Source organism: Pseudoprimorskyibacter insulae, assembly GCF_900302505.1.
In the GTDB taxonomy this organism is placed as follows: domain Bacteria; phylum Pseudomonadota; class Alphaproteobacteria; order Rhodobacterales; family Rhodobacteraceae; genus Pseudoprimorskyibacter; species Pseudoprimorskyibacter insulae.
Genome location: NZ_OMOJ01000002.1, coordinates 159,558 through 173,892, shown reverse-complemented (window position 1 = coordinate 173,892; position 14,335 = coordinate 159,558). Strand labels below are relative to the sequence as shown.

General features: G+C 61.9%; 11 protein-coding genes. 4 read left to right on the top strand and 7 right to left on the bottom strand.

The window, feature by feature from the left end; all coding sequences use genetic code 11:
* Positions 1-56: 56 nt before the first annotated feature.
* The 7 genes from PRI8871_RS06375 to PRI8871_RS06345 are packed head-to-tail and all read right to left on the bottom strand — an operon-like array spanning position 57 to position 8,750.
* Positions 57-1,526: a form I ribulose bisphosphate carboxylase large subunit gene (locus PRI8871_RS06375; protein ID WP_181389395.1), complete on the bottom strand. Its 1,470-nt coding sequence runs from the start codon at positions 1,524-1,526 to the stop codon at positions 57-59.
* 21 nt (positions 1,527-1,547) lie between these two features.
* Entirely contained in the window at positions 1,548-2,627 is a 1,080-nt protein-coding gene (fba, locus tag PRI8871_RS06370) for a class II fructose-bisphosphate aldolase (RefSeq protein WP_108885364.1), read from the bottom strand.
* 13 nt (positions 2,628-2,640) lie between these two features.
* On the bottom strand, positions 2,641-3,852 hold the full coding sequence (locus tag PRI8871_RS06365; protein ID WP_108885363.1) for a phosphoglycerate kinase: 1,212 nt from the start codon (positions 3,850-3,852) through the stop codon (positions 2,641-2,643).
* Positions 3,849-4,850 carry a type I glyceraldehyde-3-phosphate dehydrogenase gene (gene gap, locus PRI8871_RS06360; RefSeq protein ID WP_108885362.1) on the bottom strand — a complete coding sequence of 334 codons (1,002 nt, stop codon included), beginning with the start codon at positions 4,848-4,850 and terminating at the stop codon, positions 3,849-3,851. Before gap ends, PRI8871_RS06365 begins: the two co-directional genes overlap by 4 nt.
* A gap of 3 nt (positions 4,851-4,853) precedes the next feature.
* Positions 4,854-6,851, bottom strand: coding sequence for a transketolase (gene tkt / locus PRI8871_RS06355; protein ID WP_108885876.1), 1,998 nt, complete (start codon positions 6,849-6,851; stop codon positions 4,854-4,856).
* Between the two features lie 10 nt (positions 6,852-6,861).
* A complete protein-coding gene (locus PRI8871_RS06350) occupies positions 6,862-7,734 on the bottom strand; it encodes a phosphoribulokinase (RefSeq protein WP_108885361.1) in 873 nt (290 codons plus the stop codon).
* Between the two features lie 14 nt (positions 7,735-7,748).
* Entirely contained in the window at positions 7,749-8,750 is a 1,002-nt protein-coding gene (locus PRI8871_RS06345; RefSeq protein ID WP_108885360.1) for a class 1 fructose-bisphosphatase, read from the bottom strand.
* Between the two features lie 101 nt (positions 8,751-8,851).
* Between PRI8871_RS06345 and PRI8871_RS06340 the strand changes: the two genes are divergently transcribed.
* The 4 genes from PRI8871_RS06340 (at position 8,852) to PRI8871_RS06325 (ending at position 14,244) form a co-directional block, all read left to right on the top strand.
* Positions 8,852-9,781, top strand: coding sequence for a LysR substrate-binding domain-containing protein (locus PRI8871_RS06340; RefSeq protein ID WP_108885359.1), 930 nt, complete (start codon positions 8,852-8,854; stop codon positions 9,779-9,781).
* 56 nt (positions 9,782-9,837) lie between these two features.
* On the top strand, positions 9,838-11,880 hold the full coding sequence (locus PRI8871_RS06335; protein ID WP_146188659.1) for a calcium-binding protein: 2,043 nt from the start codon (positions 9,838-9,840) through the stop codon (positions 11,878-11,880).
* Positions 11,881-12,004: 124 nt separating this feature from the next.
* Positions 12,005-12,883 (top strand): glycosyltransferase, encoded by an 879-nt coding sequence (locus PRI8871_RS06330; protein WP_108885357.1) that lies wholly within the window; start codon positions 12,005-12,007, stop codon positions 12,881-12,883.
* Positions 12,880-14,244, top strand: coding sequence for an oligosaccharide flippase family protein (locus tag PRI8871_RS06325; protein ID WP_108885356.1), 1,365 nt, complete (start codon positions 12,880-12,882; stop codon positions 14,242-14,244). Before PRI8871_RS06330 ends, PRI8871_RS06325 begins: the two co-directional genes overlap by 4 nt.
* Positions 14,245-14,335 lie beyond the last annotated feature (91 nt).

Sequence of the window (14,335 nt, the reverse complement as noted above, 5' to 3'; positions counted from 1 at the left end):
CCGGGCGGAACCACGGCCATGTTTGGTCCGGGCGGCGCGGGGCCGCCCGAATGGGATCACATCGCCGGGGTTTCCAGCGGCACAAAATCCGACGTGTCCGTCGAGGTGTAGTTGAACGAAATATTGCCCCAGGTATCGAGCGCAGCTTCCAGCGGCTTGCACCACTTGGCCGCTTCACGCAGCACTTCAGGGCCTTCGTTGGCAATGTCGCGGCCTTCGTTGCGGGCCAGCACCATCGCCTCCAACGCGACACGGTTCGCCGTTGCCCCGGCCTGAATGCCCATCGGGTGGCCGATGGTGCCGCCGCCGAACTGCAACACCACATCGTCGCCGAACAGGGTCAACAACTGGTGCATCTGGCCTGCGTGAATCCCGCCCGAGGCCACCGGCATCACCTTTTTCAGATCGCCCCAGTCTTGGTCAAAGAAGATCCCGCGTGGCAGATCCACCGTGTTATGGGTCTCGCGGCAGACGTTGTAATAGCCCTGAACGGTCAGCGGATCGCCTTCCAGCTTGCCCACGGCGGTGCCGCAATGCAGATGGTCAACCCCGGCAAGGCGCAGCCACTTGGCGATGACGCGGAAGGAAATGCCGTGGTTCTTCTGGCGGGTGTAGGTGCCGTGGCCCGCGCGGTGCATGTGCAGGATCATATCATTGTCGCGGCACCACTTGGAAATGGACTGGATCGCCGTCCAGCCAACGATCAGGTCCACCATTACGATGACCGACCCAAGCTGCTTGGCAAATTCGGCGCGGGCGTACATCTCTTCCATCGTGCCTGCGGTGATGTTCAGGTAATGGCCCTTCACCTCGCCGGTTTCCGCCGTCGCCTTGTTCACCGCTTCCATGCAGTACAGAAACCGGTCGCGCCAATGCATGAAGGGCTGGCTGTTGATGTTTTCATCATCCTTCATGAAGTCCAGACCGCCCTTCAGGCCCTCGTAAACCACACGGCCATAGTTCTTGCCTGACAGGCCCAGCTTGGGCTTGGTGGTCGCGCCCAGAAGCGGCTTGCCGAACTTGTCCAGACGCTCGCGCTCCACCACCAGACCGGTGGGCGGACCCGCAAAGGTTTTCACATAAGCCACAGGGAAGCGCATATCCTCCAGACGCGCCGCCTTGAGCGGTTTGAAGCTGAACACATTGCCGATGATCGACGCAGTGACGTTGGCGATGGATCCTTCTTCGAACAGGATCAGGTCATAGGCCACATAGGCGAAATACTGGCCGGGGTTGTTCGGCACCGGCTCGACCTTATAGGCCTTGGCGCGGTACTGGTCGGCGGCGGTCAGACGGTCGGTCCAGACCACGGTCCAGGTCGCAGTTGAGCTTTCGCCCGCAACGGCGGCGGCGGCCTCAATCGGGTCCACGCCCTCTTGGGGGGTGATGCGGAACAGGGCCAGAATGTCGGTGTCTTTGGGCTGATAGTCTCCATCCCAATACCCCATCTGGGCGTATTTCAAGACACCAGCGGCATAGCGCTTTTTCTGGTCCTTGATCTCGGTCGGATTGGTCATGTCGTTCATAGCACGATCTCCTGTTGGGCCTTACGCGGCTTTTTGCGTTGTGATTTGCGGATCAAGCGCGCCAGCGGCATAGCGGGCGGCCATGTCATCCATGGAAATTGGGGTGATGCGGCTGGCCTGACCGGCCGCGCCGAAGCGTTCGAACCGGTCACGGCAGAGCGCCTCCAGTTCTTTCATCGCCGGGATCAGGAACTTGCGCGGGTCGAATTCGTCGGGCTTGTCCTGCGCGATCTTGCGGAATTGGCCGGTCATGGCCATCCGGCAGTCGGTGTCGATATTGACCTTGCGCACACCCAGCTTGATGCCGCGCTCGATCTCTTCGACCGGCACGCCATAGGTTTGCGGCATGGCCCCGCCATGGGCGTTGATCAGATCCTGCAAGTCCTGCGGAACCGAGCTGGAGCCATGCATCACCAGATGCACGCCGGGCATCTTTTCGTTGATCCGGCGGATCGTCTCCATCGACAGGATATCGCCGTCGGGTTTGCGGCTGAACTTATAGGCGCCGTGGCTGGTGCCGCAGGCAATGGCCAGCGCATCGCACTTGGTGCGCAACACGAAATCCACCGCCTGATCGGGATCGGTCAGCAACTGGTCATGGCTCAACTTGCCTTCCGCGCCCGACCCATCCTCGGCCGCCGCTTCGCCGGTTTCCAGCGATCCCAGCACCCCCAGCTCACCCTCGACCGAGGCCCCCACGGCATGGGCGGCGCGGGTCACGCGGGCGGTGATATCGACGTTGTAGTCATAGCTGGCGGGGGTTTTCATATCCTCCTCAAGCGAGCCATCCATCATCACGCTGGTGAACCCGTGACGGATGGCCGACAGGCAGGTCGCATCGTTGTTGCCATGATCTTGGTGCAGAACCACGGGAATGGTCGGGTTCATCTCGGCCAGTGCCGTCACCATATGGCGCAGCATGATGTCCCCGGCATAAGACCGGGCACCGCGACTGGCTTGCAGGATCACCGGCGCGTCACATGCGGCGGCGGCCTTCATGATCGCCAGACCCTGTTCCATATTGTTGATGTTGAACGCCGGAACGCCGTAGCCCCTCTCGGCGGCGTGGTCCAAAAGCTGGCGCAAAGTAATCAGTGCCATTGTGCATCCTCCCTCAGGCTGCGTGGGCGGCGCTTTGCAAGGCCGCGATACCGGGGAGCGTTTTGCCCTCCAGCCATTCCAGAAACGCCCCACCAGCGGTGGAGACATAGGTGAATTGATCGGTCACGCGGGCTGCGTTCAGGGCGGCAACCGTGTCACCCCCGCCCGCCACGCTGACGGTTTGCCCGGTCTGCGTCAGACGCGCGGCCACCTGCGCCAGACCACGGGTCGCGGCGGCAAACGGGGCCAGCTCGAACGCGCCCAGCGGGCCGTTCCAGAGGATCGTCCGACACTCCTCCAGCACCGCGGCAAACGCAGCCACCGAGGCGGGTCCGGCATCAAGGATCATCGCGTTCGCCGGGCAGGCATTTGGCGCCACGACACGCGCTTCGGCGCTGGCTGAAAATTCGGTGGCGATCACCGCGTCGCTGGGCAGATGGATCGTGCAGCCCGAAGCCGCCGCCTGCGCGCGGATCTCGCGCACGGTGTCCACTTCGCCCGCTTCATGCAGCGACAGGCCCATGACCGCGCCATCAGCAAACAGGAAGGTGTTCGCCATTCCGCCACCGATGATGACGTGATCCAAGCGCGTCACGAGGTTCTTCAGAACCGCGATCTTGGTCGACACCTTGGCCCCGCCAACAATCGCCACAGATGGCCGGCTAGGTGCATCCAAGGCCGCCGACAAGGCCGACAGTTCCTCTTGCAGCAAGGGGCCAGCGAAAGACGGCAGCACATGCGCCAGACCCGTGGTCGAGGCATGGGCCCGATGCGCACAAGAGAACGCGTCGTTGACGTAGATGTCCCCAAGCCGCGCCAAGTCCCGCACGAATTGCGGATCGTTGGCCATTTCGCCCGCGTGGTAGCGCAGGTTTTCGCAGAGCAGCACCTGACCGTCTTTCATCCGCTCGGCCAGCGCCTCGGCTGACGCGCCGATGCAGACATCGGAAAAGGCAACCGGGCGGTCCAGCGCCTTGGCCAAGGCCGGGCGCAGCTTGTCGACCGAAAAAGCCGGGTCCAGAACATTGGCCTTGGGCCGCCCGAAATGCGTCAGGATGACAATCCGCGCACCCTGTTCCAGCAGTGGGCGCATTCCAGCGGCGAACCGGTCGATGCGTGTGGCGTCCGTCACCTGGCCGTCTTCGACCGGCACGTTCAGATCAGCCCGCACCAGCACCCGCTTGCCGCGCAGATCGACACCCGACAAAGTGCGAAACCGGTTCATGCCAGCAATCCCAAACGGGCGGCATTATCCGCCATGCGGCAGGAAAAGCCCCATTCGTTGTCATACCACGCCAGCACGCGCACCAATCGCCCATGCATAACCTTGGTCTGGTCGCTGGCGTAATTGCACGAATGGCTGTTGTGGTTGTAATCGATTGAAACCTTGGGCTCGGTCTCATAGCTCATGATGCCGCGCATGGTGCCGCTGGCGGCTTCGGCGACCAGCGCGTTGACCTCATCCTCGGTCACGTCGCGCGATGCACGGAAGGTCAGATCCACCGCCGAGACATTGGGCGTCGGCACCCGGATCGCAGACCCGTCCAACCGGCCCGCCAATTCCGGCAGGACCTCACCAATGGCGGCGGCCGCCCCAGTTGAGGTGGGGATCAGGTTCATCGCAGCAGCACGGGCGCGGTACAGGTCACCATGGCGACGGTCCAGCGTCGGCTGATCGCCGGTATAGGAATGAACCGTGGTCATGATGCCGTGTTCGATACCGACGGTGTCATTGAGAACCTTGGCCAACGGAGCCAAGCAGTTGGTGGTGCAGGACCCGTTTGAGACAATCACGTCCTCATCCACCAGATCGCGGTGATTGACGCCAAACACGACCGTCCGATCGACGCTTGTCGCCGGGGCCGAGATCAGCACCCGCTTGGCCCCGCGCGACAGGTGCACAGAGCTGGCATCGCGGCTGTTGAATTTGCCGGTGCATTCCAGCACAACGTCAACGCCGGTCCAGTCCAGCTCGGTCATGTCATAGGTCGATTGCACGTCAATCGGCCCGCGCCCCAGATCCATTGTGGACCCGGCGACTTTGATGTCGCCCTGATAGGGACCATGCACGCTATCATAGCGCAGCAGATGGGCATTGGTTTCAATCGGGCCGGTGGCGTTGATCCGAACGACTTCGATATCGTTGCGCTTGCTTTCCACGATGTGGCGCAGCGTACAGCGGCCAATGCGGCCAAACCCGTTGATGGCAACCCTGGTTGTCATGGGTCACATTCCTTTCTGAACGGCAGTTGTGGCCGCGGCCACAACGGCCTCGGCGGTGATTCCGAAATGTTGGTAAAGCTGGTCCGCCGGGGCAGAGGCGCCAAAGCCGGTCATGCCGATGAAGGCATCATCGCGGTCCAGAAACAGATCCCAACCTTGGCGGATGGCGGCCTCAACCCCGATGCGGGGGGCGGTGCCGCGCACATGATCGCGGTACTGGGCGTCTTGCGCGGCAAACAGCTCAAACGACGGGACGGACACCACAGCGGCGCGTATGCCCTGATCGGCCAGCGTTGCGGCGGCGTTCAGGATCAATTCAACTTCGCTGCCGCTGGCAAACAGGGTCACATCGCGCCCACCTTCCGGTTCCGACAGAACATAGGCCCCGCGTGCGCTTTGGTTTTCACCGCTCGCATCCTTGCGGATGCAGGGCAAACCCTGACGCGACAGGCACATGGCCACCGGGGTCCGGTCCGACGTGGCGGCGATTTCCCAGCATTCGGCGGTTTCAACCACATCGGCAGGGCGCATCACCGTCAGGTTCGGCATGGCACGCAGGCTGGCGATGGTTTCCACCGGCTGGTGGGTCGGGCCGTCTTCGCCTAGGCCGATGCTGTCATGCGTCAACACATAGGTCACCGGCACACCCATCAGCGCAGACAGGCGGATCGACGGGCGGCAATAATCGGCAAAAGCCAGGAACGTGCCGCCATAGGTGCGAAAGCCCCCATGCAACGCGATGCCATTCATCGCGGCGGCCATGCCGTGTTCGCGAATGCCGTAGTGGATGTAATCCCCCCGGAAATCCCCCGGCGTGACCGGCACCATGTCGCTGGTCATCGTGTTGTTCGATCCGGTCAGATCGGCCGATCCGCCGATCATGTTCGGCAGGGCGGCATTGACCACTTCCAGCGCCATTTCCGAGGCTTTGCGCGTGGCGACCTTGGGTTGTTTGGCGATCAGGTCGGCCTTATAGGCGGCGATGGCTTGCACCAGTGCGCCCTTGTCCGGCGCAGAAAGCGAGGCGCGGAAAGCCCCGGCCTGATCCGATGCCGTCAAGCGATCTGCCCACGCGGCCCGGTTGGCGGCTCCGCGCTGCGACACGGTCTGCCAAGCGGCGCGGATGTTGGCGGGCACCTCAAACGCGGGGGCGGTCCAGCCCATGGCGGCCTTGGCGGCGGCAATTTCATCTGCCCCAAGCGGAGCGCCATGCACTTTATGCGATCCGGCCTTGTTGGGGGCACCTTTGCCAATCACCGTGCGACAAGCAATCAGCGACGGACGTTTGTCGGCGCGTGCCGCCTCAGTCGCGGCTGCGATGGCGTCATTGTCGTGACCATCCACGCGCTGCACATGCCAGCCCGCCGCAGTAAACCGCGCGGCCTGATCGGTGGAGGTCGACAGCGCGGTCGCTCCGTCAATCGTGATTTGGTTGTCATCCCAGAACACCACCAGCCGCGACAGGCCAAGATGCCCGGCCATATCAATCGCTTCGTGGCTGATGCCCTCCATCAGGCAACCATCGCCCGCCAGTACGTAAGTCCAGTGATCCACCAGATCGTCGCCAAACCGCGAATTGTGCAACCGTTCCGCCAAGGCCATCCCGACCGAGGTCGCAATCCCCTGCCCCAGCGGGCCTGTGGTAACCTCAATCCCCTTGGCATGGCCGTATTCGGGGTGGCCTGCGGTGCGTGCGCCAAGCTGGCGGAACCGGGCCAGTTCCTTGGCGGGCATGTCGTCATAGCCCAGCAGATGGTGGATCGCATAAAGCAGCATCGACCCATGCCCGGCACTCAGAACAAAGCGGTCGCGGTCGGGCCAATCGGGCGCTGTGGGATCAACCGATACAAAGCGGTTGAACAGCACGGTCGCCACATCGGCCAGCCCCATAGGCGCACCGGGGTGGCCCGAATTGGCCGCCTCAATCGCGTCCATCGCCAGAACGCGAATGGCGTTGGCCATGGCGGTTTCGGTAGCCAGAATGTTGGTTTGATCGTTCATCAGATCGCCCTCACGCACGCTTGGATTCGCTGACAAGGCGCAGGATCATCGGGGTAAAGATCAGCTGCATCGCCAGATCCATCTTCCCGCCCGGCACCACCAAGGAATTGGCGCGGGTCATCCAGCTGTCATGGATCATCGACATCAGGTACGGAAAATCGATGCCGCGCGGGTTCTTGAAGCGGATCACCACAAGGCTTTCATCCGCCGTCGGAATCCAGCGCGCGGTAAACGGGTTCGACGTATCGACCACCGGCACCCGCTGAAAGTTGATGTCCGTTTCGGAAAACTGCGGACAGATGCAGTGCACATAGGCGTGCATCCGGCGTAGGATCGTGTCAGTCACCGCCTCGGTCGTGTAGCCGCGCTTGTCCTTGTCGCGGTGGATCTTCTGGATCCATTCCAGATTGATCACCGGCACGACGCCGATCTTCAGGTCGGCATGGGCGGCCAGATCGACATCATTGTTCACGACCGCGCCGTGCAGGCCTTCGTAGAACAGCAGGTCGGACTTTTCCTCAAACGGGGCCCAATCGGTGAAGGTGCCGGGCGAAGAACCGTACCGCGCCGCCTCCTCGTCGTCGTGGATGTAGTGGCGGGTCTGGCCCTTGCCGGTCTGGCCATAGGTGCGGAACACCTCCTCTAGCTTGGCCAGTTCATTGGCATCATAGCTGAAGTGGCTAAAGGTTTCGTCCCCGGCGGTTTTCCGGGCCTCAAGCTCGGCCTTCATGGCGGCGCGGTCATAGCGGTGAAAGGCGTCGCCCTCGATGGAAACGGTGTTCACGCCCTCGCGCCTAAAGATCTGGTCGAAGGTGCTTTTGACGGTCGTGGTGCCCGCACCGGACGAGCCCGTCACCGAGATGATGGGGTGTTTCTTAGACATGATGTGCTTTCAGATCAGGCGCGGAACAAACCGCGGTTTCCAAACAGCGCCGAGACCTCTTGGTCTGGCAGATCGTGATAGGTGGCGACGCGGTCCACGTGATCGGAGGCGCCAAAGACCAAGGGCGTGCGCGCGTGCAGGTGCGGCGGCACTTTGTCGAGGATGCGCTGCACGCCATCCGTCGCCTTGCCCCCGGCCTGTTCGATCAACAGGGCGATGGGCTGGCATTCATAGACCTGCCGCAACCGCCCATTGGCATAGCCATCGCGGCCGTCACCAGGGTACAGAAAGATCCCGCCACGGCTGATGATCCGATGGGTTTCGGCCACCAGCGATGCAACCCAGCGCATGTTGAAATTCCGGCCGCGCGGCCCGTCGATCCCGGCAAGGCAATCGTCGATATAGGCCCGCACCGTCTTGGACCAATGGCGGTAGTTCGAGGCATTGATCGCGAACTCTCCGGCGTCTTGCGACAGCACCATCAGATCGGGCGCTTCGACAAACCGGCCCGCGCTGCGGTCCAGAACAAAAAGGCGCACGCCTTCCCCGAAGGTGACCACCAACGCGGTTTGCGGGCCATAGATGAAATACCCCGCCGCCCGCAGCGCGTGGCCATTGCGCAGAAAGGTGTCATTCCCATCTGCCAACGCGGGCTGAAGGCTGAAAATCGTGCCGATGGACACGTTCACATCGATGTTGGACGACCCGTCCAGCGGATCAATCGCCAGCGCCAGCGCCCCGACCGGATCCAGCTGTTCGACGGTGTCACGTTCCTCTGAGGCGTACCAGCGCACGCCAACCTTGGCCATTTCAGCCATGAACGCATCGTCCGCGATCAGATCGAGCGCCTTTTGCTGGTCGCCATCCGTGTTTGCGCCGACGGCCTGCGCCAGATCCGCCCCAAGCGGACCCAGTGCAATTCGGTTCGACAGATCGGCCGCCACATTGCACAGCGCGTTTATGGCGGGCTGCAAATCGCCGGGGATCGCCCGGTCAGATTTTGGTTCGATAAACATTTGGACTGGCCTCCCTCCAAGTCCGAAGACAGGTTTTGAATAGCCGTCGCCAATCTGTTAAGAAAATTTCGAAAAACTGACTGCGGTGTAAATTTTTCTGAATGAGCTACACAGATCAAATCACCCTTCGTCAGCTCAAGGCGCTGAAGGCGGTGGCCGAACACCGGACCATTGTCGCCGCCGCGGATGTACTGAACCTGACAGGGCCTGCCGTTCATAACCAGTTGAAAAAGCTAGAAGAAGCAATTGAATCAGACGTCTTCGACCGCGAAGCGAAAGGCACCGGAACCCTGACACCGCAGGGTCAGGCGATGCTGCGGGCCTATGACGAAATCCAATCGACGCTGGCCCGTGCTTTCGCAGAAATTGAGGCATTGCGCGCTGGCACACGTGGCAGTTTGACGCTGGGCGTGGTCAGTACGGCCAAGTATTTCGCCCCCGCGATCGTCGCCCGACTGGCAAAAGAACTTCCAGATGTGCAGGTCAGCTTGAAAGTTGGTAACCGCGAGGAAGTGATTGAAAGCCTGCGGCACGGCGAATTTGACCTGTGCATCATGGGCCGCCCGCCCCGCGATCCGCTGGTTGAGGCCGAATCCATCGGGCCGCACCCCCATGTGATCATAGCCCCGCCCGATCATCCCTTGGCCGGTCGCCGCCACCTGCGCCCGCGCGAATTGGCCGCCGAACGCTTTGTGCTGCGCGAACACGGGTCCGGCACGCGCATTCTGACCGAACGCTTTCTGGCCGAGGTGGGCGGCGACGATACGATTGCCACAACGGAAATGACCTCAAACGAGACGATCAAACAGGCGGTCATCCATGGGCTTGGGATTGCGCTGATCTCGGCCCATACGGTGGCGTTTGAATTGGAGGTCGGGCGCTTGGTGCCGCTGGATGTGGTCGGCCTGCCGATCCAGCGGACGTGGTACGTCATCAGCCCGGTGAACCTGCGCAAGACGCTCATCGCCGAAAAGGTCAGCGACTGGCTGGTGCGGAACGCCGACAGCTATCTGCCACAAGTTGGGCTTTAGGCACATTCCCCCCAGCGGCGACTGGAAAAATCCTGCGATCCGGGCAAGGTGGGCGCATGACTTGTAGAATATGGAATCAGATTGGCCGGTGCCTGACGGTTTGTGCGGCGGTGCTGGCGCTTTCCCTGCCAGCGCGGGCGCAAAACGCGCCGCAACCGGCTTTGGCCATCGGGCTAAACGGCATTTCCGACTGGTCGACGCAACTGCCGATCCTTGACCTGATGAAAACAGCGCGGCCTTGGGTCGGCCATCTGCCGGGCCAATGGGGCGGGATTGATGCCGAAACGCTGGAACTGGGCGGTTATCTGGATGACGACGGCTGGCCGATCTTGATCCCCGATCAGGCCGAAAAGCTGGAAACCTTCATCCTGACCGATCAACCGCCCGAGGCGACCTATCTGACGGGCCGATATGTACTGACCTATGACGGGACAGGCGATATTGCGGTTGGCGGGCTGGCGCGGCGGGCGGTGGCCACCCCCGGCATGATCCGCTTCAGCTATGAGCCGGGCGAAGGTCTGGTGTCAGTCGTGCTGAAGGCGACAGATGCAGATGACCCGATCCGCAACATCCGCGTTGTAAGGGAAGAGCATGAAACCCTGCTGAAAGCCGGTGTTCTGTTTAACCCCGACTGGATCGCCCGCATCCAAGACATGCGGTCGCTGCGGTTTATGGATTGGATGGGCACCAACGCCTCGCCACTGACAAACTGGGACCAGCGGCCTAGGGTCACCGATTATACCTATGCGCGGCGCGGTGTCCCGCTTGAGGTGATGCTGGCCCTGTCCAATCAGATCGGGGCGGACCCTTGGTTTAATATGCCCCATCTGGCCGATGACGACTATGTCGCCGCCTTTGCCGAACAGGTGTATTTCGCGCTCGATCCGCGCCTTAAGGCCTATATCGAATATTCAAACGAGGTTTGGAATTTCGCCTTCGCCCAAGCCCGCGACGCCGATGAACAGGCCAAAGCGCTCTGGCAAGATGCTGAGGCCGCTTGGATGCAATATTACGGGCTGCGCGCGGCGCAGGTGATGGACATTTGGACCGATGTCTATGGCGGCGAGGCCGACCGACTGGTTCGCGTTTTCGCCACGCACACCGGCTGGCCGGGGCTGGAACGCGCGGCGCTGTTCGGGGCTGAGGCGACGGCAACCTTGGGCCGTGCCCCGGCGGAGGCGTTCGATGCCTATGCGATCACCGGGTATTTCGGCCACGACATCGCCAGCGATGAAAACGCCGGTCAGTTGCTGCAATGGCTGGATGACAGCGAAGCCAATGCCACCAAAGCGGGCGAGGCCGAAGGGCTGCGCCGCGTGGCCTTGCGCGAATATGTGCGCCAGCATCGGTTTGATGATGCCTTCCCCAAACTGGCGCTGGCCCTGCAAGAAGGTGCGGTTTCCGACCTGATCGAAAAGACCTTCCCCGCCCATGCCGAAGCTGCCGAAGCCGCAGGCCTGCGCCTGACCATGTACGAAGGCGGCACGCATGTGGTGGCAGCGGGCGATCTGCGCGAAGATGAGCGGGTAACCGCCTTTCTGACCGAATTCAGCTACCGGCCAGAAATGGGCGATCTGTATGCTTCAGTTCTGGAAGGGTGGCTGCGTGTGGGCGGCACCATGTTCAACGCCTTCGTCGATGTGGCGCCGCCGTCGAAATGGGGCAGCTGGGGCGCCTTGCGGCATCTGGCGGATGAAACCCCGCGCTGGTCGGCGCTGATGGCCTATAACGCCGCCGCCCCGACCCGCTGGGAGGCCCGCGATCCCGCGACGTTTGAGAACGGTGCTTATTTGATCGGCACCCCCGGCAATGACCAATTGGCAGGAACGGTGGAAGAAGACATCCTGATCGGCGGCGCTGGGAATGACAGGCTATGGGCGGGTGCGGGCAACGACCATCTGATCGGCGGTGATGGCACCGATCTGGCAACGCTTTACGGCACGCGCGATGATTACAGCTTTGTCCCCTACGGCGATCTGACACTGGCCAGTAGCCCATTTGGCACCGCCGTTCTGCACGGGGTTGAGCAGATTGCGTTCACCGACGCACCGGACGCGGTGATTGATCTAAGCGATCTGCTACAGGGCGCGGCGGACTGAGGCCACAGCGCAACACGTCCAGCGTGTGGCGGGAAACCTCCATTCTTTAGCCACAGTTCGCTGAGAAAACCCGGCAATCCGGCGCCGGTGCAATTCAGTTTGGCGTCACGAATTGATTGGACCAATGCCTGACTATTCCGCCCCCACCGCACCCGGCATCACATTGCCCGGACTGAGCGTTATCCTGCCCGCCAGCAATGAAGAGGCCCTGATCGGCACCTGCCTGTCGGCTGTTCTTGCTTCTAACTGGGCGGATGATGCGCCAAGCATCGAAGTCATCGTTGTGGCCAACGGCTGCCGCGATTGGACCGCCGGGGCCGCCCGCGCATTTCAGGACCGCTTTGCCGAACGGGGCTGGTCGCTGATTGTCGAGGATCTGGCACAGGGCGGAAAACTTCGTGCGCTGAACCATGGCGACCATCTGGCCAAAGCGCAGATCCGTGCTTATCTGGATGCAGATGTGGTCTTGGGGGCGGATGTGCTTCAACAGATCTATCAGGCGCTTTCCACCGACATGCCGCGCTATGCCAGCGGGCAGGTGCATATTCCCAAGCCCAAAAGCTGGGCCAGCCGCGCCTATCGCCGGATCTATGAACAAGTGCCGTTTATGACCCATGGCGTGCCGGGCTGCGGGCTGTTTGCGGTGAATGCCGCCGGGCGTGCGCGTTGGGGGGATTTCCCCGATATCATCTCGGACGATACATTTGTCCGCCTTAGCTTTGCACCGGATGAGCGGATCAAAGTGCCCGCCAGCTATGACTGGCCCATCGTTGAAGGGTTTTCGACGCTGGTTCGGGTGCGCCGCCGTCAGGATGCAGGCGTGTCCCAAATCCGCAAAGCTTATCCCCAACTTTTGCCCAACGACGACAAACCCGCCTTTCCCACCAGCCGTAAGATCGCGATGGCCTTGCGCGACCCCATCGGCTTTGCCGTCTATGCAGGCGTCTCGGTGGCGGTTCGGCTGACGCGGTCGCAATCCTCGGGCTGGAGTCGCGGACGATGAACGCGGTGCTGGCAAAGTTCCGGGGCGGATCCCTTTCGGCCCGCGCCTTGCGCAGCGCCTTCGTCACCGTTGGCGGGTTTGGCAGCAGTCAGGCATTGCGGCTGGCGTCCAACCTGATCCTGACGCGGCTTCTATTTCCCGAAGCCTTCGGCCTGATGGCCATGGTCACAACCATCGTCGTTGGCCTGTCGATGTTTTCCGATGTCGGCGTGACCCCGGCCATTCTGCAAAGCAAACGCGGCGATGATCCGCGCTTTCTGAACACCGCCTGGACCATTCAGGCCATGCGCGGCTTTGGCCTGTGGCTGGCGGCTTGTGCTGCGGCGTGGCCATTGGCGTGGTTCTATGACGAACCGCAATTGGCGCAGGTCCTGCCCGCCGCGTCCTTCGCGCTGGTGATTGCCGGGTTCAACCCGACGCGCATGGACACCGCCAACCGCAACCTTTTGCTTGGCCGTCTGACCGCGCTGGAAATCACCGCACAAGTCATCGGCCTGATTGTCGCCGTCACTTTGGCTTGGATCACCGGATCGCTTTGGTCGCTGGTCGTCTCGGGCCTTGTCAGCGCGGTTGCCTTGTTGGCCCTGACCACGCTGTATCTGCCGGGCGTTCACAACCGGTTCGATTGGGAAAAACCCGCCGCGCAAGAGCTGATATCCTTCGGCAAATGGATCTTTCTGTCCACCGCCTGCGGCTTTGTCGTCAATCAGGCAGACAAGATCATCTTTGGCAAATACCTGCCCTTGGATCAGTTCGGCGTCTACAACATCGGCTATTTTCTGGCCTCTTTCCCGCTAATGCTGGGCTTTATGGTGACGCGCAAGGTGCTGATCCCGATCTACCGCGAAACCCCGCCCGAGGAGTCACGCGCCAACTACGACAAGCTGTGCCGGATGCGGCGCTATGTAACCGGCCTGCTGATGGTGCTGCTGGCGTCTTTCGCCTGCCTTGGCGGTTGGCTGGTCGATCTGATGTATGATGACCGCTATGCCGCCGCTGGGGGCGTCGCCGTTCTGATGGCCTGCATGCATTTGCCGCAAATCGTGGTGATGACCTACGATCAGGCGGCGCTGGCGGCGGGCGATTCAAAACGGTTCTTCGCATTGGCCCTGACCCGTGCCACGCTGATGGTGGTGGCCCTGATTGTCGGGCTTGAAACCGCAGGTCTGATCGGCGGGATCGTGGCACAAGGGGCGGCGATGGTGCTGGCCTATCCGGTCGTGGTCTGGCTGGCGCGGCGCATGTCCGTTTGGGATGCCGCCCATGATGCGCTGTTCATGGCCATCGGCCTATCGGTCAGCGCACTGGCCCTTTGGATCAACTGGGATGTCGTCGCCTCACTTGGGTTGGCCGTTCCCTAGAAAGGCTTGGGCAAGATGCGCAACATTGGTGATTTTATCAAAAGATTGCCCGCTTTTCTGCGTGCCACCGGCGCAATCTGCCCCAGTTTTT

Coding starts and splice junctions, on each gene's coding strand:
- fba (WP_108885364.1), bottom strand. CDS start 2,627: ATGGCACTGATTACTTTGCGCCAGCTTTTGGACCACGCCGCCGAGAGG.
- tkt (WP_108885876.1), bottom strand. CDS start 6,851: ATGAACGATCAAACCAACATTCTGGCTACCGAAACCGCCATGGCCAAC.
- PRI8871_RS06365 (WP_108885363.1), bottom strand. CDS start 3,852: ATGAACCGGTTTCGCACTTTGTCGGGTGTCGATCTGCGCGGCAAGCGG.
- PRI8871_RS06350 (WP_108885361.1), bottom strand. CDS start 7,734: ATGTCTAAGAAACACCCCATCATCTCGGTGACGGGCTCGTCCGGTGCG.
- gap (WP_108885362.1), bottom strand. CDS start 4,850: ATGACAACCAGGGTTGCCATCAACGGGTTTGGCCGCATTGGCCGCTGT.
- PRI8871_RS06340 (WP_108885359.1), top strand. CDS start 8,852: ATGAGCTACACAGATCAAATCACCCTTCGTCAGCTCAAGGCGCTGAAG.
- PRI8871_RS06330 (WP_108885357.1), top strand. CDS start 12,005: ATGCCTGACTATTCCGCCCCCACCGCACCCGGCATCACATTGCCCGGA.
- PRI8871_RS06325 (WP_108885356.1), top strand. CDS start 12,880: ATGAACGCGGTGCTGGCAAAGTTCCGGGGCGGATCCCTTTCGGCCCGC.
- PRI8871_RS06375 (WP_181389395.1), bottom strand. CDS start 1,526: ATGAACGACATGACCAATCCGACCGAGATCAAGGACCAGAAAAAGCGC.
- PRI8871_RS06335 (WP_146188659.1), top strand. CDS start 9,838: ATGACTTGTAGAATATGGAATCAGATTGGCCGGTGCCTGACGGTTTGT.
- PRI8871_RS06345 (WP_108885360.1), bottom strand. CDS start 8,750: ATGTTTATCGAACCAAAATCTGACCGGGCGATCCCCGGCGATTTGCAG.